Origin of the sequence: Sphaerisporangium dianthi (genome assembly GCF_042654065.1) — a bacterium.
Classification (GTDB): Bacteria; Actinomycetota; Actinomycetes; order Streptosporangiales; family Streptosporangiaceae; genus Sphaerisporangium; species Sphaerisporangium dianthi.
Genome location: NZ_JBHSFP010000001.1, coordinates 377,031 through 402,752, shown reverse-complemented (window position 1 = coordinate 402,752; position 25,722 = coordinate 377,031). Strand labels below are relative to the sequence as shown.

The following is a 25,722-nucleotide window of genomic DNA, read 5'->3' as shown; positions in this document are numbered from 1 at the left end:
AAAGTGGAGTTGTAGCTGCGCACGTCGTCCACATGTGACTCGGCTCGGTCAGCGCATCGTCCGCCGCCCGTGACAGCGCCTCTGTGGCCACCAGACCGTCGCCGGCGTCGTGCAGCCCTGCGGCATGGACGCCGGCAAGCTACCTTCTCGGCCGGCCCGGTTCGTCGCGTATCCGAGTGTTCAAGGACGGTGGGCGGGGAGGGGGGCGAGGGCGGGCCAGCGCGTGAGCATGCGGCTGCGCATCGCCGCGCAGAATTCCCCGAGGGCGGTGAGCCGGTCGTGATCGAGAGTGATCTCCGAGACGACCCCGAGACGGTGGAGGAGTCGTTGCCGCGCGGTGGCGGTGCCCCAGAGCCAGTCCTCCCGGGGGATCCGCGCCAGGTGATCGACCCCTTGCCGGTGGGCTCTCTCGACGAGGGCGTCGCCGCGCAGCAACCAGCCGGCGCACGCGTCCGCGAGGTCGCCCTCGAGCTCGGCGCCTGTGGCGGTGTGCCAAGCCGCGCGGTACGCCGCCTCCGCCTGCCGCAGCATCGGCTCGGGAGGCGCGGTGACGCACCAGCAGGTCGGGAACCCGATGCGCAGGTAGGCCAGTTCGATGAGCCCGTCGCCCAGCGAGGCCTGTTCGAAGTCGACGAAGCGGAGTCCGCTGCCGGTGTACAGGTCGTTGCCGGGACAGGGGTCGCCGTGCAGCAACGCGTGCCCCGATGTCCGCCGGAGCCGGTCCAGGAGTCCGTCGAGCTCGGCGGACACGGTGGACGACGCCGGGATGTCCAGTTCGGCCGCCAAGCCGAGGAAGGCGCTGACGTCGTCCTGGCCGGGAGGCGACCATCGCGGCAGCGCCCCGGCGTCGTCCTGCGTCGTGGCCGCGTGCAACCGGGCCAGCGCCACCGCGTAGCTCACCACCCAGTCTTCGGGTGGGTCATGGCTGTCCACGTACTCCAGCACCATGACGCGCCTGCAGGGGTCGGTGCCGATGATCGCGGGCACGAGGGGCGGGTCGGCCCGCGAGGCGAGTCGCAGCGCGGTGACCTCGCGGCCGAACCGCAGCGAAGCGTCCGGCCCGTCGACCGCCTGCTTGATCACCACGGTGGCTCCGTTCAGCTCGGCACGCCACACCCGTGAGCGAGGGCTGCTGTCGAGCCGCCGCACTTGCGTGGGGGAGCCAAGCTGGTCACGCAGCTCATCACCTAACGCGGCACTCGCTCGCATGCGCATGTCCTTTTCCACCCGGCGCCCTGGCCCTGCCACCATAGAAGATCACTGAAGATCTTGGCGTGGCCTGTTGTGCTGAGGATCGAAACGCCGCCCCTTCACCTGGGTTGATCCGGCAACCGCGACGGTCATTTCAGGGGAGCGCGCGGACTCCCCGGCTGGCTCGCTCGTGGCGAACGGGCGCGGCCTTTCGGGGCGCGCCTGACATGGTGGGACGGTGAATTGGAACACGCGAGCGCTCGAAGTGCTGGCGATGGGTGAGCCCACCCCGCTGATCGACTTCCCGGTATCGGCGCCCGGGATCAGACTGCTGCTGAAGGACGAGTCCGCGCAACCGACGGGGAGCCTGCGGCACCGGCACGCCAGGGCACTGTTCCGCCGGGCCGTGCTCGACAGGTCGGTCACCGAGGGGGTGACCGTGGTGGAGGCGACCGGCGGCAACGCGGCCGTGGCGCAGGCCTGGTTCGCGCGGCGGCTCGGGCTGCCGTACATCGTGGTCATGCCGGGCGAGCGCAGCGAGGCGCGGGCGCGGCCGGTGGAGGAACTGGGCGGGGAGTGCCGATTCGTGACGCCGCCGCTGGCGATCTACGACGCCGCGCGGGAGATCGACGGGCACTTCCTGGACCAGTTCGGGCGGGCCGCGCCGCACGACCTGGCGGAGGAGCTGTTCGGGCAGGTGCGGCCGGACTGGGTGGTGACGGGCGCGAGCACCGGCGTGACCTCGGCCGCCCTCGGCCAGTGGATCCGGGCCCACGGTGAGGACTGCCGGGTCGCGGTGGCGGATCCCGAGAATTCGGCCTACTTCCCGGGATGGACCCTGGACGTGCCCGACTACGGCACCGGGATGCCCTCGCGGATCGAGGGCATCGGACGACCGCGCGTCGAGCCCGGCTTCCGGCCCGACCTCGTGGACCTGGTCGTCCCCGTGCCCGACGCGGCCAGTGTGGCGGCGGCCCGGCACATCCGCGAGGTGACCGGGCTGCCGGTCGGCGCCTCGTCGGGCACCGCGTTGTGGGCGGCGCTGGAGCTGGTGGAGCGCATGCGGGCCAGAGGCGAGACCGGCACGGTGGTGTCGCTGATCGGCGACGCGGCCGATCGACACCTCGCGACCTGTCACGACGACGGGTGGGCCGCCGGGAAAGGGCTGGACGTCGGACGGTACGCGGGCACTCTGAGGCAGCGCACCAGCTTGTGACCTGTGCCGGCGTGCGGCTTGTGGTAGCCGGACGAGCGGCGCTTGTTGACGGATTTCGGGGAATCGCCAGCTCGGCCGATCGATTCGCCGGCTCTCACACGTCGGCAGGAGGAGACTTCAGGACTCCGCGACGCGGCGCCAGGTCAGCTTGACGTTGAGATGGCCCTCGACCGACGACTTGGCGATGACCGCGCCGGCCTCGGCGTTCAGCTTGACGCCCAGTTCGATCTCCACCTCGTCCGGGCCCGACTTGCGGAATGTCTCCAGCGCGGCCTCGGCGGCCTCCCTGATCGGCTGAAGCGCGTGCTGGAGGGAGTCCACGGCCGCGTCGATGGTGTCGCCGGTGCGCGAGGCCCGCCGGACCCCGGGTTCGTTCTCGGACACTTCGACCACGACCTGACCGCCGCCGGCCAGCGGAACGCGCATCAGCTCACTCACGTCAACTCCGGGGGAAGAGGAGGCCGCCGTAAAGGACTGGGGCCGTGACCCAACAGCTCCAGACACTATCGACGGCCAGGGTTCCCCGCACCAGATCAGCACACCGTTTCCGGCGTGGTTGTGTCCGCGACAGTGGTGTGCTCTGGTCGTCAAGGCGTCGTCGGTACGAGTCTCTTCCGTGTCGGTGGGCTGTGCGGGAAGTGGGGCTGAGGTGGTGGCCCCACCCGTTGCCGATGCCGCCGGTCGCCATCGCCGCGCCCACCCGAAACCCCCGGGCGCTGATCGCGGGCGGAGCCTGCCGGCCCTGCGGGCGCGGTCGGTCCGGCGGGCGCGGTCGGCCCGGCAGGCCCGGCCGGTGCGCCGCCGTCGAGGACGGTAGCGGGCCCGCCGCCATCGGCACCACGGCCGCTACCGGTCTCGTCGGCGACTGCGACCGCTACCAGTCCTATCGACCTCTGTGGCCGCTGAGTGGTCTCGACCGCGACCGCGACCGCGACCGCGACCGCGACCGTACCGATCGCATCGGAACCGTGGCCGTCCGCTGAGTGGTCTCGTCGGCGACCGCGGCCGCAATCAGTCCTAGTCGGAACTGCGGCCGTTGAGCGGTCTTGTCGGCGATTGCGGTCCTTACCGGTCCTATCGGCACCGCAGCCGCTGAGCGGGTCTCGTCGGCCACTGCGGCCGCTGTCGGCCTTCGTCCGCACTGCGATCAGTGCCAGGGGTTTCGGGTGGGCGCGGCAATGGTGACCGGCGGCATGAGCAACGGGTGGGACCACCGTCCCCAACCCCGAGCTGCGGATGTGGACGCGGTTGAGCGACGGGAATGCGGTGCTGTATACGGGGATGTGTGATCGAACTTCGGGACTTCGCCCCGTCTGACGTACCTTCGTTGATCTCGTGGATCGACGGTCCGGAGGCCCTCGTGATGTGGTCGGGTTCGTCCGGGTTCGTCTGGCCACTGGACGAGTCACAAATACGCCGGTACGCCGACAAGGTCGGTCCCAAACTGCGTGTCTGGACGGCGGTGGACAAGACCGATCCGGATCGGCCGATCGCGCACGCGTCGCTGATGGTGGACGCGCCGGGCTGGTCGGCCCGGCTCGGCCGCGTGGTGGTGGCGCCGGACGCGCGGGGACGCGGGATCGGCGAGACGCTTGTGAGGGCCGCTCAGCGGGTCGCCTTCGACGAGATCGGGGTGCACCGGTTGTCGCTCGGCGTGTTCGCGCAGAACGTCACGGCCGTGCGGCTCTACGAGCGGCTGGGCTTCGTCCGCGAGGGGACCCTGCGTGAGGTCGCCGCAGTCGGCGGCACCTGGTGGTCGTCCTTCGAGATGGCGATCCTCGACCACGAATGGCGCACCAGGCCGGGCACCTGAACCGCTCCTCGGCGCACGACCCGTCCACGAGCGTCCGCTGCTCCGTGATCTCCGCGCAGGCCGGCTGCTCGCGGTGCCGGCCTGCGGTCACGACCGTCGGCGGGAGTGCTGGTCCTGTGGGCGGGAGGTCAGGAGACGGTGCCGTCTTTCAACCCGCCGATGAACGCCTCCCAGGCCGTCCCGTCGCACATCAGGACCGGGCCGAGGGGGTTCTTACTGTCACGCACCACCCGACGGCGTCCGGAGAGACAGGCGACCTCGACGCATTCACCGCCGTCGGGCCCCGACCGGGTGGACTTACGCCACTCGACCGCTTCCGGTCGCAGGGTCATCTCATCCATCGCTGCATCCTGTCCTTGATCAGGCCTAGCGAGTCGCGCCGGGAGAGCGCTTCGGCACGAATCCCTTCGTACCTGAATGTTAGGGTTTTTATGTCCTCTGATCGCTCGGTCACCCTACCGAGAATTCCGGCGGATTCAACGTAGGCGGTATCGGCGATCCCATCGGCCTGTGCGATGACGAAGGCCCCCGCCAGTCCAGCGGTGGAGTAGGCGTCATAGGGCAGGATCTGGATTCTGACGTATGGTTCCTCTGCGGCTCGCAGAATGCGCTCCAGTTGGCTCGCCATTATGGCGTGGCTCCCCACGGGACGGCGTAGCACCCCTTCGTCAATGACGACCCAGAGGATGGGGGGCTTCGGGCGAGTGAGGATGACCTGACGCTCCATGCGCGCGGTCACCTGCTCTTCGATCTGCTCCGTTGTGACCCCTACGTCACCACTGAGGATCGCTCGGGCGTAGTCCTCATTCTGCAGCAAGCCGGGAATCACCAAGGGCGACCAGAAACGCAGGGCCTCTGCCGTGTTCTCGATGTCGAGCCAGGGGCGGAACCACGGGGGAGCGGTCGGGCGGCCGACCATGGGCCACAGGCGTACGAGGGCGCCTTCGGCCTGGAGGGCGTCGTCGCAGTAGCGGGCGAACTCCTCGGACGGAGAGCGCCGCGCCGTCTCGATCATGCTGATCGTGCCCACCGAATAGGGGATGAATCGGGCGAGGCGGGTCTGCGACCATCCACGCTCTTTGCGGTGTCGCCGCAACTCGAAGCCGAACAGGGCGGTCGGGGATTCGGACGGGCTGAGCTCGCTTTCCTTTGGCATGGGGGACTCCGGGTGGCCTTCCTCAGCATTTCACCGAGGGTTTAAGTCGAAGCGTTCATGACTGGTTGAAGTCGATCCGACACGTACGGTAGTCGAATTCTGGCACTGTCGGGGAGTCCTCGCGATCGAATTCTTCGAACGGATGAAACGATGGAGCCGGCGAAAGCGGAGTGGGAGCTTCTCGGCAGGACGAGCCTGCCGGGAGTGCGCGAATCGGTGTCGTGCGCGCGTCACCAGGTGCGTCAATGGCTGGGAAACGGCCATCCCGCCGTGAACGATGTCGTACTGGCCACCTCGGAATTGGTCACCAACGCGGTCACGCATTCGGGCTGCGGAAGGGACGACTTCATCGGGCTGGTCCTCGCGCGGCGTGACGGGCTTCTGCGCGTGGAGGTGAACGACCCCGGAGCCCTGGACTTTGAGCCTGAGGTGCGTGAGGACCCGGAGGCGGAGAACGGCCGTGGGCTGCTGATCATTCGGGAACTCGCCGAGGAGTGGGGGACCCGCGCCCATGGCCCCGGAGTCGGGCGCACGGTCTGGTGTGTCATCCGCTTCGCGCCGCGCCTGGTCACCCAGGTGCGTCACGAAGCGACAGCGGCTCCTTGATGCGGCCCTCGACGCCGGCCATACGGGCGAGCGCCTCGGCCGCGCGGAACCTCATCGCGCTGTAGGACGAGGAGTCGACCACGAGATCGTGCACGGCGGCCATGGCGGCCTGCCGATAGGGCGTCCCCAACTCGGCGAGGCCCTCGGCGATCGTCAGCCGCCGGTCGGCCGGCATACCGGGGTTGTCCAGCAGCAGCTCTCGGGCGCGGTCACCGGCGGCCCGCCGGTACGACCGGCGGAGACCGGCCAGTGCCAACGCCATGACGGCTCGCTCGTACGGGCTCGCGAGAGGGTCGGCGACGGACCGCTGAAGGAGCCGGACGGCGGCGTCACGGTCACCGGGTCCCATGCCGGCCAATGCCTGGGCTGCCAGGAGTCGTTCCTCGGGTTCCGCCGAGTCGTCCTCGGCGATCTCGTGCAGGAGTTCGGCGGCTCTGCGCCGGTGTGCCAGGTGACGGTGGGCCAGTGCCTCGGCGGCCAGGCGACGGAGCGGCGCCGGGGTGGACGCGTCCGCGCCCTCCCGCGCCAGCGCCTTCCCGGCCTCTTCCTGAAGAGACGCGTCCGAGGTCATGAGAGCCAGGGAGTCCAGCGCCAGAGCGCGGTGCGCGCCCACGACGGTCGTGTCGGCGGACAGGTGCCGGAGCGCCTCGACCGCTTCGCGGCGTCGCTCGTCGCCGAGCATCGCGAGGGCCTCCGCCGCCCGCCGCCGCAGGCCCGCGTCGGCGCGCGCTTCTTCTGTCAGCTCGCGAAGGGCGCGGGCCAGCAGGTCGCGGTCCTCTTCCTGCTCCAGCAGGACGGCGAACGCCTCCCACCGGTCGTCTTCTCCGGCTCTCCGGTCGCCGGCCGTCGACTGGAGAGCCTTGATTCCTGCGGCACGTGCCTCGGGCCCAAGTCTGAGGAGCATGCCGATGGCAGGACGGCGCTGCTCAGTGAAGACGCTCTCGCGCCGCATGATGCGCCGCATGTGGGCGATCGCGCGTTCGCGCCTGTCGGCGGAGAGTTCGGCGAGGGCGATCGCGGCCTCCGCCTGCTCCCAGGGGTCGGCGGAGGCGTCGTCGGCGAGGGCGTCGAGCAGGTCGACGGCCTGCTCTCGATGGGCGGGACCGAGGCGGGCGAGCGCTTCGGCGGCCTGGCGGCGCTCCCAGGCACGGACTCCGGGGTCTTCGGCGATCACCGTGAGCAGGCGCGCTCCCCGCTTCGCATGGAGGTCGCTCAGCTCCAGGAGGCCTGTGGCGGCCTGGATCCGTTCACGACCCGTGCGTGCGGTGTCTTCGGCCGATCGGGTGAGCAGGTCGACGGCGTCGAAGTGGCAGGCGTCGCTCACGTCGGCCATCGCCGCGACCGCGAGCGCGCACGGCAGTTCGCCGCCCGGCTCGCCCACCTGCTCGCGGAACCGCCGCACCGCGTCGAAGGCGAGCCGTCGCGCGTCCGGGCCGAGCTTCGCCAGGGACTCGATGGCCCACAACCGGTTCCAGCGGTCCACGTCGCCGTCTCCGGCAAGGCGGTGCAATCCGGCCACAGCCGTCTCCAGCGCTTGCGGAGACAGCAACGAGCCCAGGAACTCCGCCGCCCGTCGGCGGACCGTGACGTCGGGGCCGGCGTCCATCGTCAGCTCGCCGAGCAGTACCAGAGCGCGGGACTGGGCGGCCGGCCCGAGCCTGACGAGGTCTCGCGCCACTCGCAGGCGTTCGACGGGATCGTCGATCAACTCGACGACCAGCCGGTGCAGGACCTTCGCGCCTTCGTCACGCTCGTCGCCGCCCAGGCCGGCGAGATCCTGCGCCGCCGCGAGACGTACGCCGGCGTCGGCCGACGCATCCGCCGCGAGCCGGCGCAACACCTCGGCCCCCTGCGCCCGTCGCCCGCCGCCCAGCCCGGCGAGGTCCCGCGCGGCCTGCCGACGATCGTCCGGCTCTGAGGTGCCTCCGGCGACAGCGCCGGTGGCGAGCCGGTACAACAGGTCCGCCCCTGGGTTCTCCTCCTCGCCGCCGAGGTTGATCAGCGACGTCGCCGCCTTCCGGCGTACCTGGGCGTCGAGGAGGACGTCGAGGGCCATCCGCTTGAGGATCTCCGCGCCGCGCTCGTGATGCTCGTCGCCGAGTTTGGCGAGTTCATGGGCGGCCTCGCGGCGTGAATCGGGGTCGATGAGCGGGTCGGTGGCGTGCCGGCGCAGCGACTCGGCGCCGCGCTCGCGCTGTGAGGCGTCGAATTTCACCAGGTCGGCCAGGATCATCGGCCGATGCCGGACATGGGCACCTGACATCTCGGCCATCAGGCCAAGGATCACGACACATCGCGCACGTTGATCGGTGCCCAGGGATGCCAGCTCTTGGACGGAGTTCAGACGAGCTGTCGCCGTGGCGGCCGGGTCCGTCGCGAGCTGGTGCAAGTGGGCTACGGTTCGGCGGTGCCGGTCGGTGTCGCCGGCGTGCCCCTGGCGGACGGCGAATCTCCTCTTATCGTGATCGAGGGTGACGTCGGCGGCGATGCGGTCATAAATCTCCACGTAGAGCGAGGGTGCCAGGTGGTGGGTCTCGAGAAGAAGGAGAATTCTCTCCCCGGCGTTGATGCTGGGATCGTCGGCCAGCTCCCGGAACGCCGCGCCCGCCTTCTCCCGATATCCGGCACCCAGATCGAGCAGCTTCTTCGCAGCGTCCCGGCGAAGTCCGATTTCCGCCACGTGGTCGGAGGCCAGACGCGTCCACAGGCCCGCCGCCTGGTCGAGATGGCCGGCTCCCATGTCCACCAGTGCTTGGCCGCTGTGCAACCGGGTCTCGGCGGAGGCCGTCGCGGTCATCGCCAGCCGATGGATCAGCGTGGCCGCCGACGGCGTCTCGCCTGGCCTGAGCGTCATCCGCGTTGCCATCGCCAGCGCGCGTTCGGCCGATGAGGAGAAGGGATGGCGGAAGAGCTCGTCGACGAAGTGCAGGACGCCGGACAGGAAGCGCGTCCCCAGGTTGGCCAGTGTGCTCGCCGCCTTGAGGCGGACGTCGAACGAGAGTGCGGGAGCGGTGACGAGCCTCAGCAGGATCTCGGCTGCGAGCGTTCGATCGTCAGCCTCGAGCTGTGCGAGCTGGACGGCCACGGAGCGGAGTTGCATAGCGCGAACGGTCGTGTCCCTGCCGATCGCGCGAAAGGCCTCCGCTCCTTTGGACTGATACGCGCTACCGAGTTCGGTCAGTCTCTTCGCCGCGTTATAGGCCAGGCTGGGATGGGGCATCGCTGCGGCGTCTGGTCTCGTGGCGAGGTCGAACATGACCTGCGCTGTCGCCGACCGGTGTGCTCCGCCGAGTTCCGCCAGTTCGATGACGGCGGACAGCCTGGAGCCGCTATCGAAGGTAGGAGTGGTGATCACCTGGAGGAGGGCCTTGGCGGCGGAGGAACGATGGGATGGCTCGATCTTCGCGAGCGCGGCCAGCGTCATGGTCTGGTCGAATCGCTGGTGACGGAGGTCGTGCGCCAGCCGTCCGAGCAGGTGGACACTCTCGCGGCCATGTGGCCCGCCCAGCTTGTGAAGCTTCTCGGCGGCCGACTGGCGTTTCCACGCCTGAAGCGTACGGTCCATGGCGACGTGGCGCAGGATCGCGGCCGCTCGTGCCCGTTGCTCGGGACCGCACTTGGCCAGCTCCTGAGCCATGTCCAGGCGTTGCCATGCTTCCACCGCCGGGTCCGTGGCCAGTCGGTGGAGCATGTCGGCCGCGCACGCTCGATGCCGGCCGCCCAGCCGGGCCAGGCTCTCGGCGGCCGCGAAGCGATACGCGATCTCCGTACCGCCGTCTTCGCCGAGGGCGACGAGCAACCCCGCGGCCTGGTCGCGGTGCTCGCCTCCGAACCTGGACAGGACGGTCGCCGCCTTGCACCGCACCCTCGCGTCATGCTCCGCGGTGGCGAAACCTCGCAGTATGGCCGGTCCGTCACGACGCACTGCGCCCGATCGCTCCCGGAGCAGGTCGATGATGGAGATCCTGATCGCTGCGCCGAGGGACGCGTCCGCCAGCAGTCCTTCGAGCCGCTCGCGGACGGGGGTGTGGCGAGTGAGGGCGATCATCTCCTCCAGGTCGGTCACCGTGCCCGTTCCCACCATGTCCTCCAGCCGGGACAGGTAGGTCGTGAGCTGGGTGTCCGAGACGGGGGCGCCCTTCTCGACCAGGCCGTCGGCGGTAACACGCTGGTCAAGAGTGCCGTTCTGGAGCGCGTCCAGGAGCCCCGCGCCCGGCCCCACGAGGTGCAGGTAGTGCAGCACCACGCGGCCGGCGGCCTCGTCGCCGAGCAGGAGGTCGCTCACCAGCTTCTCCCACGGCGGTTCGCCGGGGCGGAACTCCCGGGGAAGGGTCTTGGCGCGGGCGGTGGCGGCCAGGTGTTCGGCGAAGGTCTGGTGCAGGAATCTCAGGCGGGTGCGGCTCCTCGCCAGCACCCCCGTCTGGGACAGCCACTCGGCGAGCGCGCTCTCCCAGTCGAGGGGCAGGCGGGCGGGCATCGGCGCGTGCTCGGCCAGGAAACGCCGCGCGACCTCCATGAGCGGGGTCTCGGTGGTGGTGTAGGCGGTGGCCAGCTCTTCCATCAGCACGACCCGGTGCTCGTACAGCCACGCCGCGAGCCGCGGACCTTCCGGGACCTCGTGCAGGGCGGCCAGTGACGAGGCGCCCGCCTCGATCCGGGCCTGGGCGTACCGCCCGATGTACTCCTCGTACAGCTCGTAACGTCCGGCCGGCAGCGGGCGGTCGCGGCGGGACTGGTGGATGTTGGCGGCCACGGTCGCCAGGAGGGGCACGACGAGCACCTCCTCAAGGCCGGCCAGCCGCACCTGGCGCAGGAACTCCTCCGCCGCGGCGTTGCCTGAGAACGTGTCGTCCGGGTCGAACCAGTTCCGGGCGAACTGCACCAGGGCGTCCTCGTCGAACGGCTGCAACTCGTAGAAGCCGACCCCCGGGCCGCGCAGGCGGTCGATCTCCCCGGGGGACAGGGGGCGGGTGGTGACCAGGAAGCGGGCCTGCTCCTCGCCGCCCGGGAACCGGGACGCGAGCGCGGTCAGCAGCCGCTCGCGGTCGTCCTGGTCGGGGATCTCGTCCAGGGCGTCCACCACGATCAGCCACCGCCGCCCGCCGACCTTCCCGGCGAACAGGGACGCCGGCACTTCACCGTCCGGCTGTCCGTACTCCGTGGTGACCGCGGCCCGCAGCGCTTCGGGCCAGCTGTTGCGGAGATGGGCGGCCAGCACGCGCGCCGGCAGTATGACGGGGAGCGGCTGCGCGCCGCCGTCCTGGTCCGCCTCGTCCAGCACGGTCCGGGCCATGTGCCGCGCCAGCATCCTGCCGAGGGTGGTCTTGCCGAGGCCCGCCGCGCCCTCGATCACCAGGTGGTCGTGCTGCTCGAAGACCTGCTCGAACGGCTGGGCCAGGCCCGGGGACGGCCGCCTGTCCTCCTCCGCCTCCAGAAAGTCCTCGCCCTCCTCCTCCCAGGGCCTGCGCGGTTCGGGGGCGGCGGCGACGCTCTGCCGCACGTACACCTCCGACAGCGGGAAGCGTCCATGGGCGCCGCGGAGCGGATAGGGGAGGTCGTCGGAGACCTGGCACATCACGCGAAGGACGCCGGCGAGCTGGGGAGGTACCGGTGTCACCCGCGAGCGGACCGGTCCGTCCACGGGGGGAGGCCCGCAGGAGGCGGCCAGGCGCGGCCAGCGGTGGAGGAGGGCAGAGATGGGGAGCATCCAGGCGACCTTGGCGCCGTCGTCGCCGTCCTCGGTGACGGCGATGCCGACGACGTGGCCGGTGTCGTCGCGCTCCACGGCGGCGCCGCTGAAACCGTGCTGGATGCGCCTGCCGACGGCGCGCGTGGCGTCGAGTTGGACCCATTCGGGCCCGCCTGGGTCGCCCACCTCGTACGACACCGCCCAGACGCCCGTGTCGACGCCCGGGGGATAGCCGTAGGCGCGCACGGCCGTGCCCCGTTCCACGCGCTCGTTCAGCTCGGCGGGGGCGGTGCCGGCAGGGGGCGCGGCGCGGAGCTCCAGGATCGCGACGTCGCCGCGCTCGTCGTCCTCGATGGGGAACCAGCCGCCGTCGGTGACCCAAGCCTGGAACCGTGCCGCGCGAGCGGCGATCGGGAAGTCGACCTCGATCGGATCGGATGGGTGCGAGCGTTCGGCGGCGTGCCGCCCGAGGGCGGCGTTGACCACATGGGCGCAGGTCAGCAGGTGCCGGTCGTCGATCAGGACACCGGCGCCGCATGTCCCCGAGCCCGCGCGGACGCGAACGGACCAGGGGCGCATGTCAGGACTCCGCGACGCGGCGCCAGGTGAGCGTGACGTTCAGGTGGCCCTCGAGCTTGTCCCCGGTGCGCGATGCCCGCCGGCCGGCCGGCTCGTCGTCCGCGATCTTCACCACGACCTGGCCGCCGCCGTCGGCCAGAGGCACGCGCATCAGCTCGCTCACATCAACTCCGGGGAAAGGGAAACCGCCGTAACCGGTACGTAGCGGATGGTAGCCCGCGGAGTGGCCATTCGGTCCCAGCTCCGTCGAATGCTTCGCTGCGGCTCTATACCCATCGGGGATTTGTCTGATATGAGCTGATTTGCCCGCTTAATTAACAAAAGGGCAAGCTACAGCAAGATAGTAGTAATATCTAGTACTTTACACTGCCTGCCCAGAGGTGATCGGATTCCTCCGATCATGAACTCTGGAGGCAGTGTGAGGCTTGGTTTCCCCCCGAGGTCCGCGGCATTGACCGCCGCGGCCCTTGTCGCCGTCGTGGTCACCCCCACGGCGGCTCATAGTGATTCACCTGGGCGACCGCCCGCGGTGACGTCGGCGGCGACCGGCGGCGCGCAACGCGCGCCTGGCGCGGTGACGTTGATCACCGGCGACAAGGTGAAGGTGACTCAGGGCTCCGGCGGGGCCTTCTCGGTGGACGTCGAGCGCGCGCCGGGAGCCACGGGCCCGGTGCGCATCGCCACCGAAGGCGGGGACACCTATGTGTACCCCGACGAGGCCGCGGCCTACATCGCGGCCGGCCGGCTCGACAGGCAGCTCTTCAACGTGACGCAACTGATAGCCCAGGGCTACGACGACGCGCACAACAGTGAACTTCCCTTGATCGTCACCCGCGCCAAGGACTCGGCCACCGCCAAGCCCGAAGCCAGGAACGGCGCGTCCGCCCCACCGGCCGGCACCGTGCTGCCGGGTGCCACGACCACGCTGAGCCTCCCCTCCGTCCACGGTGAGGCGCTCCGCGCCAGCAGGCCGAAGGCCGCGGACTTCTGGTTGGCCCTCACCGACGCAGGAAAGGGCGGCCCGTCGCCGACGGGCCGGGCCGGTGGCACGCCGGACGCCGCTGAGGCGCCCGCCTTCACCGCCGGCATCGACAAGGTGTGGCTCGACGGCAAGGCGAAGGGGACCCTCGCCGACACCACCGCGCAGATCGGCGCCCCCGCGGTCTGGACCGCGGGAGGCACGGGCGCGGGGGTCCGGGTCGCCATTCTGGACAGTGGGGTGGACGCCACCCACCCGGACCTCGCGGACCGCATCGCGGCGTCCCGGAGCTTCGTCCCCGGCGTGGACGTCGTCGACCGGTACGGGCATGGAACCCACACCGCGTCCACCCTGGCCGGGACGGGCGCGGCTTCCGGCGGCAAGGAGCGAGGGGTCGCCCCCGGCGCCAAGCTTCTGGTGGGCAAGGTCCTCGGCGACGACAATTCCGGGCCGATCTCTGGCGTCATCGCGGGCATGGAGTGGGCGGCGCGCACCGAGCACGCCAAGGTGATCAGCATGAGCCTGGGCGTCGGAAGCTGGCACACCCAGGACGATCCGCTGAGCCAGGCCCTGAACAGTCTGAGCGCCGAGACGGGCGCGCTCTTCGTCGTCGCCGCGGGCAACGACGGAAACAGCCCCTACAGCATCGCCGCGCCGGGAACCGCGGACGCCGCGCTGACCGTCGGCGCGGTCGACGGGGCCGATCACCTCGCCGCGTTCTCCAGCGCGGGGCCGCGCATGTTCGACGACGCCCTCAAGCCCGACCTGACCGCTCCCGGCGTGGACGTGCTGGCGGCGCGCTCGCAGTTCATGTCCGACGGAGGGGAGGGCTACTACCGTCTGGACAGCGGCACCTCCATGGCGACGCCGCACGTCGCCGGCGCGGCGGTCCTGCTGGCCCAGAAACACCCGGAGTGGTCGGCGCAGCAGATCAAGAGCGCCCTGATGAGCACCACCGTGCCGACCCCCGACTACAGCCCCTACCTGGCAGGGACCGGCCGGCTGAACGTGGCCGCCGCCTACCTGCAGGACCAGATCGTCGCGACCGGATCGGTGGACGCGGGGCTCGTCAAGTGGTCGTCCGGCACGCAGCGGCAGCCGATCAAGCGGAAGATCACCTACACCAACACCACGGACGGCCCCATCGATCTGGAGCTGTCCGTCGACCGCGGTGAGGTCCCCGCGCAGGCGTTCACGACGGCCGCCGACCACGTCACCGTGCCCGCGCGCGGAACCTCGACGGTCGAGGTCACGGTGGACCCGAACGGGCTCGCAGCGGGCCAGTACGCCGTCCAGGTCAAGGCACGGCACTCGGCCGGTGAGGTGCACACGGCCGTGGGGGTCTCCGTCGAGTCCGAGAAGTACGACCTCACCATCCACCTGAAGGACCGCGCCGGCCGGCCCCTGAGCGACAATGTCGAGATCAGGAGCGCCGACGGGAGCACCACGTACTTGTGGGTCCCGAACGGGAAGCTCACCAGCCGCTGGGCCCCTGGCTCCTACACGGTCCTCTCCTTCGCGGACGTGGAAGGGCTGCACGGCCCCAACTCCCTCGGGCTCGCGACGCTGGTCGCCCCCGAAGTCGACCTGACGGCCGACCGGAGCGTGGATCTCGACGCCTCGCGGGCACGCCAGGTGAAGGTGGCGACACCCCAGCCGGCCAGCGTCGTCAACAGCAGGATCGACATCTACCGCTCCTTCACCTCGAGCGAGCCGGCCCCCGGCGACTGGGGCGCCCTGCGTGAGATGATCATGCCTCCCGCCGCCTACGACAGCCTGTGGGCGCTGCCGACCAAGCAGAAGGTGAAGAAGGGCAGCTTCGTCTTCACCACCAGGTTCCGCGCCGAGCAGACGCCACTGGAGATCGCCTACCGCGGGCACCGTCTCGACGACGCCCTCGTGCAGCAGGGCTCCCAGGCGATGCGGGACGGCGCCTCACGCCTTCCCGCCGTCTTCGCCGGCACCGGCTCGCCGGCCGACTACGCGGGCGTGTCCGCCCGTGGCAAGGCCGTGGTCGTGCGCGGCAGTGACGCCGTGGCCCCCACGGACCAGGCGGCGGCGGCGCGCACCGCCGGTGCGGCGATGCTCCTGGTCGTCAACAACGGCCCCGGACGCAAGAGCGTCTGGTACGGCGAGCCCGACGGGGTGACGACCGGGCGGATCCCGGTCGCCTCGGTGACCATGGACGAGGGCGAAAAGCTGATCAAGGAGATCGCCGCCGCGGGCAGGAACGGGCTCCGGCTGGACGTGGAGGCCCACCCGGCGCCGAAGTACGTGTACGACCTGGTCGACTACCACCTCGGAGGGGTGCCGCAGGACCCCTCCGCCAAGACCTCTCCCCGCGACCTCGCCCGGATCGATCTCGAGTTCACCCCGCCTCCCGGCAGGCAGGTCGTCGAGATGCGGACCGACTTCCCGCCGTACGAGTGGTACGAGGCCCTCCGGTTCACCGACAGGCCCGTCGCCTCGGGACGGCGCACCGACTGGGTCTCGGCCGGGGACGGAGTCGAGTGGCGGCAGGAGGCCGCTCTGGTGGGCTGGGGAAGGTCGCAGACCGACCGGCTGTCCTACCGTCCGGGCAGCGTGCAGAAGGACCGCTGGTTCGGCCCCATCACCCGGCCGCGCCTGATCAGCGCCGAGATCCCGTTCCGCGGCGAGTACGGGCTCAGCACCTACATCCAGGGGTTCGGCGACGCGGGATCCGCGCACAGCGGCGGGTCCGGCGTACCCGGCGTGCAGCAGACGATCACGATGTACCAGGGGGACAGGCAACTGGCCCAGACCCAGGGCCGGCCCATCCTCAACGTCGGGGACATGGCGCCGGAGAAGCTGCCGTACCGGCTGGTCGTCGACACCAAGAACGGCACCGACGTCCATCCCTACTCCACCGTCACCCGGACCGAGTGGACCTTCACCTCCGCCGCCACCAAGGAGGTGGTGGCCATCCCGCTGGTCCAACTGGACTATGGCACGGAGCTGGACGCCGAAGGCAGGGCGGAGCGCAGGTCGGAATTCTCCGTCACGCCGGTGGTGCTCGGCAGCGACTCCGCGCAGGATGCGGTCTCGTCGGTCGCGCTCGAGGTCTCCTACGATGACGGCGCCACCTGGCAGCGGCAGAGCCTGAAGGAGAAGAAGGGCTCCTGGCGGACGTCTCTGGACGCGCCGCGCCGCGCCGGCTTCGTGTCCATCCGGGTCACGGCCGAGCAGCGCAACGGCGGCGGCGTCACCCAGACGGTCACCCGGGCCTTCGGCCTGCGAACCTCCTAGAAGTGCCCTGTCACCCGGTCTCCGCTCCCTCGAAGAGCGGAGACCGGGTCTCGCCCGGGCTGACGGCAGGGCGCACGGTGGCGAGCCACCGTGCGCCCCTCGGGTCTCAGATCAGCTGTTGGGGAGCAGTACCTGGCTGCGGAAGATGTAGTGGTCGGAACAGGGATGGTCGTCGTCGCCGCACGTGCCGACGTCGGTCAGGTGCTGGACCCGGCCGGGCGGCACGTAGAGGTGCCATCGGCTGGCGAACACGTAGTCGATCTTCTGTGGCTGGTTGCCGCTCAGTTCGTTGCCCCAGTGCGTGGGGCCGCCGCTCTGGCGGGGAACGCATGAGCCGTTCTCGCCGCAGTCGCGTTCCTGGTCGACCTCGTTGAACTCACCGGTGCCCGCGGGGTCGGCGTAGATCGTGTCGAGGGCGCCGTTGGACGGTGGCACCCGGAGGTTGAAGTCGCCGGCCAGGATCAAGGGCATCGTTCTCGCCTCGGGGCCGAAGACGCGCCGCATTTCGCGAACCTGCTTCTCCGCGACCTCGTACGGGTTGGACGCGTCCTTGTTCTCCTGCTGCAGGTGCGTGGAGCACGCCTTGAGGTCGCGGCCGGCGCCGGGCAGCCGGGCGACCACGCAGGCCACGCTGCGGTCGACGCCCAGCAGGGACTCACCCGGACGGGCGCTGCGCTCCTCCAGTTCGTCGTCGGAGTTGAAGACCCATCCCTGGTGGCTGACCATCGACCCTCTCACCAGCACGGCGTTCCCCGCTGACACCCGCGTGTCCGGTGGGACGGTACAGTCCGGCACGGTGAGGTTGCTGGCGTGGTAGTAGCCCGCCATCTGGTACCCGATCTCACGGAGCCGGACGATGGTGTGCTCGAACTGGCGCAGGCAGACCTCGTTCAGCGAGATGACCTCCGGGTTGCGGGCCTGCACCTCCTGAACCAGCCGCTCCACGACGTCGTACTCGCCGTCGTTCTTGGCACCCCCGGCGAGGTTCCAGTGCAGCACGTCGACCGTCGTGGCGCTGGGCACGGGCACGAAGGCGACGGCGTCGAAGGCGATGTCCTCGGTGCCGTCGCCGTCCGGGGTGACAGAGGACAACTGGACGTCGGGCTGGTTGTTGAACCTGAACGTGCCGAGCGAGGCCCAGCGGTTGCCGCTGCCGGGCTGGCTCAGCGTGCTGACGCGTTCGCCGTTCGCGGTGCGGACGACGTACCGGGCCTTGGTCGTCTGGGCGCCGTGGTCGGGCAGCGCGACGAGCACCTTCCACAGTCCGGTGATCGACTGGTTGAGCCGCCACGTGGCGTCGACGCGCAACCTGCCGCCTTCGTCCTGTGCCGTGCGGGTGTGGGTGAACCAGAAGTGTCCCCCGAACCCGCCGCCGATCTGGTGGGTGTCGGCCTTGCCGGGATAGTTGCCGTTCGAGTCGGGATGGTATTGGAACGTGAAGGTGCCCTGGTTGGTCCAGGTCCTGTCGCAGTTCGGCCGGATCGACGGCGTCCCGTCCGGCAGGTCGTCGATGATCTTGGCGCCGGACGGCAGCCCGCTGAGCGAGCAGTTCGGCGGGTACGCCGTTCCGTCCTCCTGGTAGGCGTAGCCGGGGTCGAAGCGCAGCAGCTCGTTGCCGCAGCTGTAGGCACAGTCACTCTTCCACGTGGCCGGTTGGTGGTACCAGCACTTGAGGTCGCGCAGGCCGGCCGCGTTCTTGTGATCGCACGGCCCGGCGGGCTCACCGATCACGTCGGGATCGGTGGGCGGGTAGGTGGCGCCCGGGACGCAGTTGTTACTGGTATCGCAGAACTTGTGCGGGGGCGGCTTGACCTCCGAGCGGTTCTTGGGGGCGGTGATCTCATCGCCGTTCCACCACGCGGGGCGGTAACCGGACACCAGGACGTCGGGCGACTCGAGCACCTCGACCGGATGACCGGCCCAGCCCAGCACCTTCTCCGGATACGGCCAGTGCTGCGGGTGCGCCGCGTCCTCGTAGGTGCGGTCGAGGAAGGCGTCGCGGTTGGCGGGGTACTTGGGGTTGTCCGGGTTGTTGGCCCAGCCGACACCCCACGCGCCGCCGTTCTGCCCCGCCTCGGACTGCGGGTAGAACCCGGAGTTGTACGCCCACACCGCGAAGAACCAATTCTCGATCTTGGAGATGTCGCCGTTGTTGACCACCAGGCCCGCCGAGCGGGTCTGGTTCCACTTGTCCTGCAGGATCCGCAACCCAGCGGCCACGTTCGTCGCGAAGTCCAGCGCGACGGCGCGCTGGGTCTGGTACGGCATCGCGGTCTCGCCCGGCTTCTCCTTGCCCGCGAGCCGCATGCCGTCGGTGACCTGGGTGACGCCGTAGCCGCAGTCGGCGTCCGACCAGCGAATGGTCCAGTCGTCAGAGGTGTCCGCGTCGTAGATGTCGAGCCCGTAGTAGTTGCCGATCAACGGGTTCGCGGTCACTCCGGGCACCGCGAAGCGCGCCGCCTGCCACAGGTTGGACTCCTGCGCGGCGATCCCCAGCATGATCTGCGCGGGCACCGCGCCGCCGCCGACCAGCGCCCGCGGCGGGAACAGGCCCTGCGGGGTGTAGGCCGGCATGCCGAGGTTCTTCCAGTTCGCCGGCCGCGACACGTTCAGCGTCCCGCTCACGGCCTGGTCGACCGCCCATTCGACCTGGCGCGGCTTGGGCTGCATCACCTGGTTGCGCGGGTCGTTGCGGGGCACGGAGCAGTACCGTTCGGCGAAGTCGGCCGGATCGGTCGGACTCGCCATGGGAGCGGCCTGCAGGCGACTCTCGCCGACCGGCGCGGCGCCGGCCTCGGGCGTCACGGTGAACGCGGTCGCGGTCCTGGTCTTCGTCGCGGTCGCCTTGACCGCCAGCCGCTTCGGCCTGGGTTGCCCGGTCACCGCCGGGCCGGTCACCGGGCTCGTCACCGGGAGCACGGAGGTGACCACGAGCTCACCATCGAGGGAGGGCCGCGATCCGGGTGGCGCGTCCAGCCCGGACACGCCGCGCGCACTCGTCGCGAACGTACCGGCACCCAGCACGAACACCCGGCCACCGCGCCCGGCCGTGACGTCGAGCCCGGCCAGCGAATTCGAGGCGAGCGTGGCGGGGACGGCGCGCCCCTTCGCCGGCACGGGCACCCGGCGGGCCCGCGCCCGGTCGGCGCCCGATCGCTCCAGGTAGACCACGCCGCCGGCGGCGTCGGCGGTCACGTCGAACGCCACGCCCTGCGTCGCGGCGAGCACCCGTCGCGATCCGTCGCCGGCGACCCGGACGAGTGCGCCGCTGTCGGCCGCGACGATCCCGTCCGCCACCGGCACCGCCGACGTCAACTGGCCGGGCACTTCGATCCGCGCGCCGATCCGGGCCTTCTCCGCGTCCACCCGGATCAGCCGGGTGCGGCCCAGGTCGGTGTCCCCGCCCTGCGTCAGCACCGCCTGCTCGCCCGCGCCGCACGCCGGCGTGAAATACGCGAGGCTCGACCGCACCGGCAGCCGGGTGACGTCGCCGGTGGTCAGGTCGACCACCGCGGTGAAGCCACCCCGGTCGAACAGCCGCTCGTCGTTGGTGAAGGTCCGCGGCGCGTACACGACGACCGCGCGCCGGCCGGAGGCCGTCACGCACATGTTCCCGATCCACCGGTCGGTCTCCACGCCCGGTTCACCAAGCGTGGAGACGGTCCTCCAGGCGTATCCCGTCGTGGCGTCGGCGGCCAGGATGTGGAAACCGGTGGCGTCCCCCGTCGCCAGCAGCGCCCGGTCGGTGGAGTCCTGCCACCGTTCGCCCAGGATCCGGGCCCGGTCGGCCGCCGGAACGGCGGCGGGCGCCGTCGCCGCCACCGGTAGTGCACGCACGTCTTCCTCCGGGCCTGGACCCGGGGCCGCGGCGAGGGCCACGGGCTGGACGCCGAGCAGGCCTGCCAGCAGGCCGCCCAGCGTCATACCTCGTAATAGTCGAGCTCTCATGCCCGCAATGTGCTCTGTCCCAGGCGGGATGAGAACAGGTTTGCGGCACAACGCAAACCGCCCTTTTCCTCCATACTGGAAGTGATGTCCGCTGACGACGGGGGACGCATTGCTACGAATACACTTCACCGCCGAGGACATCGCGCGGACCAGCCTGAGCCGGGTCGCCGACCCGTTATGGGAAGTCCTACTGAGTCATTTCCGCCTGAGCGACCGCGACAGGCCGGTGTGCTTCCAGCCGTGGCTGGTGCGGCTCCGCAGCCGCCCAGACCTGCTGACCATGATGCGGCCGGCGGGGACGCTCCTCTCCGACCTCGCGCCGCTCGGCCCCTACTTCCCCGACTTCCTCACCCCACCCGAGTCGGCGGCCGGGCTCGACGCCGGGCTCGACGCCGTGAGCGCCACGGGCCGGCGACGGCTGCGGGATGAGCTGAACCTGCTGCACCAGACCAATCGGCGCCGAGGCCGCGCCACCCCGGACTGGCTCGCCGGCCTCACCGACTCGCAGAGCGGCGCGCTGACCTCCCTGACGACCTCACTGCGCAAATACCACCAGGCTGCGGTGGGTTCCTACGACGACCTGATCCGCGCCAGCGTCGAGGCCGACGTCACGCAGCGGGTGAGCGCGCTGCTCGCCGGCGGCGTCGAGGCGCTGTTCCGCAGCTTCACGCCGCTGATGCGCTGGCACCGGCCGGTGCTGGAGGTGCGCTACGACGTCGAGCAGGACCTGTACCTGCAGGGGCGGGGTCTGCGGCTCGTGCCGTCCTTCTTCTGCCACGGGTCGGCCGTGTCGTTCGCCGATCAGGACCTGCCGCCGGTCCTCATCTACCCGATCATGTCGGAACATCGCTGGGAGACGATCACCTCTGTCGACCGGCGCCCGCTGGCCGAACTCATGGGCGCGACCCGCGCCACCGTGCTCGTAGCGCTGCGGCACAGCGCCTCCACGACAGAACTGGCCGCGACACTTCACACGTCACTGGCGTCGATGAGCCGCCACACCAAGACGCTCCGGCAGGCGGGGCTGATCACCAGTGAACGGCGCGGGCCCGCCATTCTGCACGCCCTCACCCCGCTGGGCTGGACGCTCCTGGACGGTGCCAAGGTCCGGGTCTGACCCTTGCGCCGCCGCGTGGATTCGAGCCGCCGGCGTACCGCTCTGGGCCGACAGGCATACGGCCCCCTCCCTTCCTCGTCAGGGGCCCACGTGAACGTGGCCGTCGCATCTTGACGACTAGCGCTCCAACGAGAGAGCATTGCTCTTGTTAGAGAGCAATGCATCGCCGAGATGAGGCCTGCCAGATGCTGAGCGTGGTCAAGAGCGCCAACATGGCGTTGATGTTCCTCCTGGAGCTGGGGGTCTACGTCGCCGTCGGCTACTGGGGGTTCACGATCAGCCCCAACTGGGCGGTCAAGCTGCTGCTCGGCATCGGCGGCCCGGTGCTGTTCGCGGTCATCTGGGGCGTCTTCGGGGCGCCGAAGGCGAGCGTCCCGTTGCACGGAATGGCACGGGCGGCCCTGGAGCTCCTCTGGTTCGGCGGTGGCGTCGCGGCCGCGGCGGGGGCCGGCCTCGTCACCACCTCGGTCGTGTTCGCCGTGCTGTTCGCCGTCAACGCCGCGCTGCGGCTGCTCTCGCACCAGGTCTGAGCCCGGCCTCCGCGCACCGCCTCGCAGGCGGCATCACCATGGGGAGGCCGCTCTCCGGTGGTGTGACAGCAGGCAGGCGGTGTGACCGCAGGGGCCGTTCTCGGGCGGCGTCACCACAGGGAAGACCGGCCTCGGAGCGCGTCACCACAAGGGAGATCGAACATGGGAAAGCATGTCATCGTCGGGTCCGGGCAGGTCGGCGGGCAGCTCGCGGAGACGCTGGCCGAGTCCGGGAACGAGGTAGTCATCGTCACCCGCTCAGGGTCGGGGCCGTCCGTTCCGGGGATCACCCGGCTCGCGGCGGACGCGAGCGACGCCGACCGGCTCGCCGGCATCGCAACGGGCGCGGACGCCCTCTACAACTGCGCGAACCCGCGCTACCACGAGTGGGCCCGGGACTGGCCGCCGATGGCGGGCGCGATGCTGACGGCGGCCGAGCGCAGCGGGGCCGTGCTGGTCGTCACCGGCAACCTGTACGGGTACGGCCCGGTGGACCGCCCGATGACCGAGGACATGCCGCTCGCGGCCCCCGGGACGAAGGGGAAGGTGCGCGCGCGGATGTGGCGCGACGCGCTCGCCGCGCACGAGGCGGGCCGTGTGCGGGTCACCGAGATACGCGGCTCCGACTACTTCGGTCCGGGGATGTCCGACCAGAGCATCTTCGGCGACCGCTTCCTCAGGCCGCTGATCGCGGGTAAGCCGATCCGGGTGCCCGCCGACCCCGACCAGCCGCACAGCCTCACCTACCTCCCGGACGTCGTCCGGGCGCTGGCGACGGCCGCCGTGGACGAGCGGGCCTGGGGCCGGGCCTGGCACGTGCCGAGCGCGCCCGCGTCGACCGTCCGCCAGATCGCCGTGCGCCTGGCCGAGCTCGCGGGGGCCCCCGCGCCCCGCGTGTCGTCCATCCCGCACGTGGTGATGCGCGTCGCCGGAGCGTTCTCCCCGCTGCTGCGCGAGCTGGAGGAGACGCGCTACCAGTTCGTCCGGCCGTTCACCGTCGACTCCTCGGCCTTCGAGTCGACGTTCGGCGTCGCGCCGACCCCGATGGACATCGCCCTGAAGCAGACCCTCGACTGGTGGCGCGCTCGGTAGGCCGCCCACGGGCGGCGCGAGGAATGGCGGCCAGGAGAGCCGGATCGGCGGCGGCCGGGGGAAAGCCGGATCGGCGGGGGTGTGGCGGTCGGAGGGAAGGCAGGATCGGCGGCGGTCGAGGGGAGAGGCGACTCGGATCGGCGGGCGTGGCGGTCGGGGAGAAGGCCGGGGCGGCGGGACGCTTCGACGGATGGTTGGATGTCGGCCGTATGAGACGGCGTCGACGGGGAGGGGTGCCGGCGGCATGGTGCGGCGGGCGGTGGTGGCGGACGCGGGGGCGCTGACGCGCCTGCGGGCGCTGATGCTGGAGGCGATGGGCGCGCCCGTCGGCGACCAGGACGCGGAGTGGCGCAAGGCCGCCGAGGCGTGGTTCGCCGAGCGGCTGGCGGACACCGGCGGGTTCGCGGCGTTCGTCGTGGACGAGCCGGACTCCGGGGTGGTGTGCGGCGCCGCGGGCATGTGCGACCGGCGCGCTCCCGGGCCGTCCAACCTCACCGGCACGCAGGGCCATGTCTTCAACATCAGCACCGACCCCCGGCACCGCCGGCGCGGGCACGCGCGGGCATGCCTGGAAGCGCTGCTCGCCTGGTTCCGGGACGAGACCGACGCCAAGGTGATCAACCTCAACGCCACCGGGGACGGCGCGGACCTGTACCGCGCGGCCGGCTTCGTGGCCCCCCGCTTCCCCGCTCTCCAACTGAGAATCGCCGAGCTCCCGCCCACCTCGCGGCCCTGACTGCCGCCCTCCGCTTCCGCCATGGTCGTGGCCGGGGCTCGCGCCATGGGCGGCGCGGACCGCCGGCCCCGGAACGTCCGGTGGGCGTCCGGCCGTAGTCTCTCGGCATGAAGACGACGAGGGTGGCGATGATCGGGCTCGGGGACATCGCGCAGAAGGCGTATCTGCCGGTGCTGTCGGCCACGCCGGGGCTGGACCTGCTGCTCTGCACCCGCGACCGGGACACGCTGGCGCGACTGGGGGACGCCTACCGCGTTCCGGCGCGGTTCACCTCGGTCGATCAGGTGATCTCCGAGGGGGTGGAGGCGGCGTTCGTCCACGCCGCGACCGGGGCGCACGTGGAGATCGTGGACGCGCTGCTGCGTGCCGGCGTGCACGTGTACGTGGACAAGCCGCTCGCCTACGACCTCGGCGGGGCCGAGAAGCTCGTGCGACTGGCGGAGGAGCAGGGGCGGTCGCTGATGGTGGGCTTCAACCGCCGGTACGCGCCGGGGTACGCGTCGCTGCGGGAGATGTCCCGTGACCTGGTCGTCATGCAGAAGAACCGGTCCGGCCTCGCGGACGACCCGCGCCGAGTGATCTTCGACGATTTCATTCACGTGGTCGACACTCTGCGATTCCTGGCGCCGGGCGAGATTTCGGAGATGTCGGTGGACGTGCGGGCCGGCGGCGGCTTGCTGGAGCACGTGGTCCTGCGCCTCTCCGGTCACGCGCCGAACGGCCTTCACGGCGGCCGTGATGAGGGAGGGCGGGCGTTCACGGCGATCGGGATCATGAGCCGGGTGAGCGGAGCGAGCGAAGAGTCCTGCGAGGTCATCGGGGGTGGCGCCAAGCGCCGGGTGGTCAACCTCGCCGACGTCGTCGACTACGACGGCGGCGAGACCGTGACCCGGAGAGGCGACTGGACGCCGGTCGCCCGGCAACGCGGCATCGAGCAGGCCTGCCAGGAGTTCCTGGCCGCAGTCCGCGACGGCCGGATCATCACCGCCGACGACGCCCTGCGCACCCACGCCCTGTGTGAGCAGATCGTCGCCGCCGCCTCCTGACAAGGCCCGCGTCCCGCCCCGCGCCGGACCCGGGGTTCGTGTGGGGCGGTGGACGGGCCGGGGAGGTCAGTCTTTCGGGATCAGGCGCATCTGGGCGCCTTGGGAATCTATGGTGTGGCGTTCCGCGATGGCGGTGAGGCGTTTGTTGGTCTCCTCGTGATCCAGGTCGTGCGACAGGTCGGGGACGTCGATCGTCCCGAGTTCCTCGCCGGGCCCCAAGGACATTCCTGGACGGGCTCCGTCTTCCGGAGCCGTCGCCAGCGACTTGATGTTCCCGGCCGGGTCGTACACCACGACGACGCGCATTTCCGTCCGCCTTCGGTCATAGGGATAGAACGCTGGGGCGCACATGCAAGCCGCCAGGGTTATGGGGATATGACGCTGGTGTGCACGTAGAAGCCGCTCACGGTAATGGGCCCGTTGTTGGTGACGACGATGTCGAGGTAGAAGCGCCCGGCGTAGTCGCCGCGGGTCGCGAGCTGGGTCACCTCGAGATATCTCTCGGGGGCGTAGGTGGCAACGGCGGTGACGGTGACGGCGCCCCTGCCGAACAGGGGGTGCTCGAGCCAGAAGTAGACGTGGCCGTTCGGGCCGCGTGGCGGGATGGTCCAGGCGTAGTCGTTGCGAAAAAGCGTGACGGTCGGCATCCGTTGCCCCATTCGCTGTAATTTCGGCCGATTGTCGGGTTTGTATTCCGGTGAACGCGGCCGATGCCTGCGCGGTGACGGCGCCGTGGTCATCCGAATGATGCGGTCGT

The 25,722-nt window shown here is 70.7% G+C and carries 19 protein-coding genes; 10 read left to right on the top strand and 9 right to left on the bottom strand.

Annotated elements, in window-relative coordinates:
* Nucleotides 1-180: 180 nt before the first annotated feature.
* Nucleotides 181-1,209 (bottom strand): phosphotransferase family protein, encoded by a 1,029-nt coding sequence (locus ACFO60_RS01660; protein WP_380835965.1) that lies wholly within the window; start codon nt 1,207-1,209, stop codon nt 181-183.
* 220 nt (nt 1,210-1,429) lie between these two features.
* Between ACFO60_RS01660 and ACFO60_RS01655 the strand changes: the two genes are divergently transcribed.
* Nucleotides 1,430-2,407, top strand: coding sequence for a PLP-dependent cysteine synthase family protein (locus ACFO60_RS01655; RefSeq protein WP_380835963.1), 978 nt, complete (start codon nt 1,430-1,432; stop codon nt 2,405-2,407).
* A 117-nt stretch (nt 2,408-2,524) separates the two neighbouring features.
* Here ACFO60_RS01655 and ACFO60_RS01650 read toward each other — a convergent pair whose 3' ends face one another.
* Nucleotides 2,525-2,845 carry a CU044_2847 family protein gene (locus ACFO60_RS01650; protein ID WP_380835961.1) on the bottom strand — a complete coding sequence of 107 codons (321 nt, stop codon included), beginning with the start codon at nt 2,843-2,845 and terminating at the stop codon, nt 2,525-2,527.
* A 227-nt stretch (nt 2,846-3,072) separates the two neighbouring features.
* Here ACFO60_RS01650 and ACFO60_RS01645 point away from each other — a divergent pair, with 227 nt between their 5' ends.
* Nucleotides 3,073-3,390 (top strand): hypothetical protein, encoded by a 318-nt coding sequence (locus tag ACFO60_RS01645; RefSeq protein WP_380835959.1) that lies wholly within the window; start codon nt 3,073-3,075, stop codon nt 3,388-3,390.
* A 278-nt stretch (nt 3,391-3,668) separates the two neighbouring features.
* A complete protein-coding gene (locus ACFO60_RS01640) occupies nt 3,669-4,220 on the top strand; it encodes a GNAT family N-acetyltransferase (protein ID WP_380835957.1) in 552 nt (183 codons plus the stop codon).
* Between the two features lie 128 nt (nt 4,221-4,348).
* On the opposite strand, the gene ACFO60_RS01635 is transcribed toward ACFO60_RS01640, so the two are convergent.
* Entirely contained in the window at nt 4,349-4,561 is a 213-nt protein-coding gene (locus ACFO60_RS01635; protein ID WP_380835955.1) for a DUF397 domain-containing protein, read from the bottom strand.
* Nucleotides 4,549-5,376 carry a helix-turn-helix domain-containing protein gene (locus ACFO60_RS01630; RefSeq protein WP_380835953.1) on the bottom strand — a complete coding sequence of 276 codons (828 nt, stop codon included), beginning with the start codon at nt 5,374-5,376 and terminating at the stop codon, nt 4,549-4,551. Before ACFO60_RS01630 ends, ACFO60_RS01635 begins: the two co-directional genes overlap by 13 nt.
* Nucleotides 5,377-5,526: 150 nt before the next feature.
* On the opposite strand from ACFO60_RS01630, the gene ACFO60_RS01625 reads away from it, so the two are divergent.
* Nucleotides 5,527-5,982 (top strand): ATP-binding protein, encoded by a 456-nt coding sequence (locus tag ACFO60_RS01625; RefSeq protein ID WP_380835951.1) that lies wholly within the window; start codon nt 5,527-5,529, stop codon nt 5,980-5,982.
* Here the strand turns inward: ACFO60_RS01625 and ACFO60_RS01620 are convergent.
* Both ACFO60_RS01620 and ACFO60_RS01615 read right to left on the bottom strand, forming a co-directional pair.
* A complete protein-coding gene (locus ACFO60_RS01620) occupies nt 5,945-12,250 on the bottom strand; it encodes an NACHT domain-containing protein (RefSeq protein WP_380835950.1) in 6,306 nt (2,101 codons plus the stop codon). The two genes, ACFO60_RS01625 and ACFO60_RS01620, sit on opposite strands and share 38 nt — an antisense overlap.
* 1 nt (nt 12,251) lies before the next feature.
* The gene (locus tag ACFO60_RS01615) at nt 12,252-12,413 is read right to left on the bottom strand and encodes a hypothetical protein (RefSeq protein WP_380835948.1); all 162 of its coding nucleotides are present in this window, start codon (nt 12,411-12,413) and stop codon (nt 12,252-12,254) included.
* 411 nt (nt 12,414-12,824) lie between these two features.
* On the opposite strand from ACFO60_RS01615, the gene ACFO60_RS01610 reads away from it, so the two are divergent.
* On the top strand, nt 12,825-16,496 hold the full coding sequence (locus tag ACFO60_RS01610) for a S8 family serine peptidase (RefSeq protein WP_380835946.1): 3,672 nt from the start codon (nt 12,825-12,827) through the stop codon (nt 16,494-16,496).
* 111 nt (nt 16,497-16,607) lie between these two features.
* Here ACFO60_RS01610 and ACFO60_RS01605 read toward each other — a convergent pair whose 3' ends face one another.
* Nucleotides 16,608-20,420, bottom strand: a complete 3,813-nt coding sequence (locus ACFO60_RS01605; protein WP_380835944.1) for an endonuclease/exonuclease/phosphatase family protein — start codon at nt 20,418-20,420, stop codon at nt 16,608-16,610.
* Between the two features lie 133 nt (nt 20,421-20,553).
* Here ACFO60_RS01605 and ACFO60_RS01600 point away from each other — a divergent pair, with 133 nt between their 5' ends.
* The 5 genes from ACFO60_RS01600 to ACFO60_RS01580 all read left to right on the top strand — a co-directional run bounded on the left by ACFO60_RS01600 (nt 20,554) and on the right by ACFO60_RS01580 (nt 24,965).
* Nucleotides 20,554-21,561, top strand: a complete 1,008-nt coding sequence (locus tag ACFO60_RS01600) for an ArsR/SmtB family transcription factor (protein WP_380835942.1) — start codon at nt 20,554-20,556, stop codon at nt 21,559-21,561.
* Nucleotides 21,562-21,746: 185 nt separating this feature from the next.
* A complete protein-coding gene (locus ACFO60_RS01595) occupies nt 21,747-22,091 on the top strand; it encodes a YrdB family protein (RefSeq protein WP_380835940.1) in 345 nt (114 codons plus the stop codon).
* Nucleotides 22,092-22,253: 162 nt separating this feature from the next.
* Nucleotides 22,254-23,183: an NAD-dependent epimerase/dehydratase family protein gene (locus tag ACFO60_RS01590; RefSeq protein ID WP_380835938.1), complete on the top strand. Its 930-nt coding sequence runs from the start codon at nt 22,254-22,256 to the stop codon at nt 23,181-23,183.
* Nucleotides 23,184-23,427: 244 nt separating this feature from the next.
* Nucleotides 23,428-23,919 carry a GNAT family N-acetyltransferase gene (locus tag ACFO60_RS01585; protein WP_380835936.1) on the top strand — a complete coding sequence of 164 codons (492 nt, stop codon included), beginning with the start codon at nt 23,428-23,430 and terminating at the stop codon, nt 23,917-23,919.
* A gap of 107 nt (nt 23,920-24,026) precedes the next feature.
* Entirely contained in the window at nt 24,027-24,965 is a 939-nt protein-coding gene (locus tag ACFO60_RS01580) for a Gfo/Idh/MocA family protein (RefSeq protein WP_380835935.1), read from the top strand.
* A gap of 66 nt (nt 24,966-25,031) precedes the next feature.
* On the opposite strand, the gene ACFO60_RS01575 is transcribed toward ACFO60_RS01580, so the two are convergent.
* Together ACFO60_RS01575 and ACFO60_RS01570 are read right to left on the bottom strand one after the other, a co-directional pair.
* Entirely contained in the window at nt 25,032-25,271 is a 240-nt protein-coding gene (locus ACFO60_RS01575) for a hypothetical protein (protein WP_380835933.1), read from the bottom strand.
* Between the two features lie 59 nt (nt 25,272-25,330).
* Nucleotides 25,331-25,612: a hypothetical protein gene (locus ACFO60_RS01570; protein ID WP_380835931.1), complete on the bottom strand. Its 282-nt coding sequence runs from the start codon at nt 25,610-25,612 to the stop codon at nt 25,331-25,333.
* Nucleotides 25,613-25,722 lie beyond the last annotated feature (110 nt).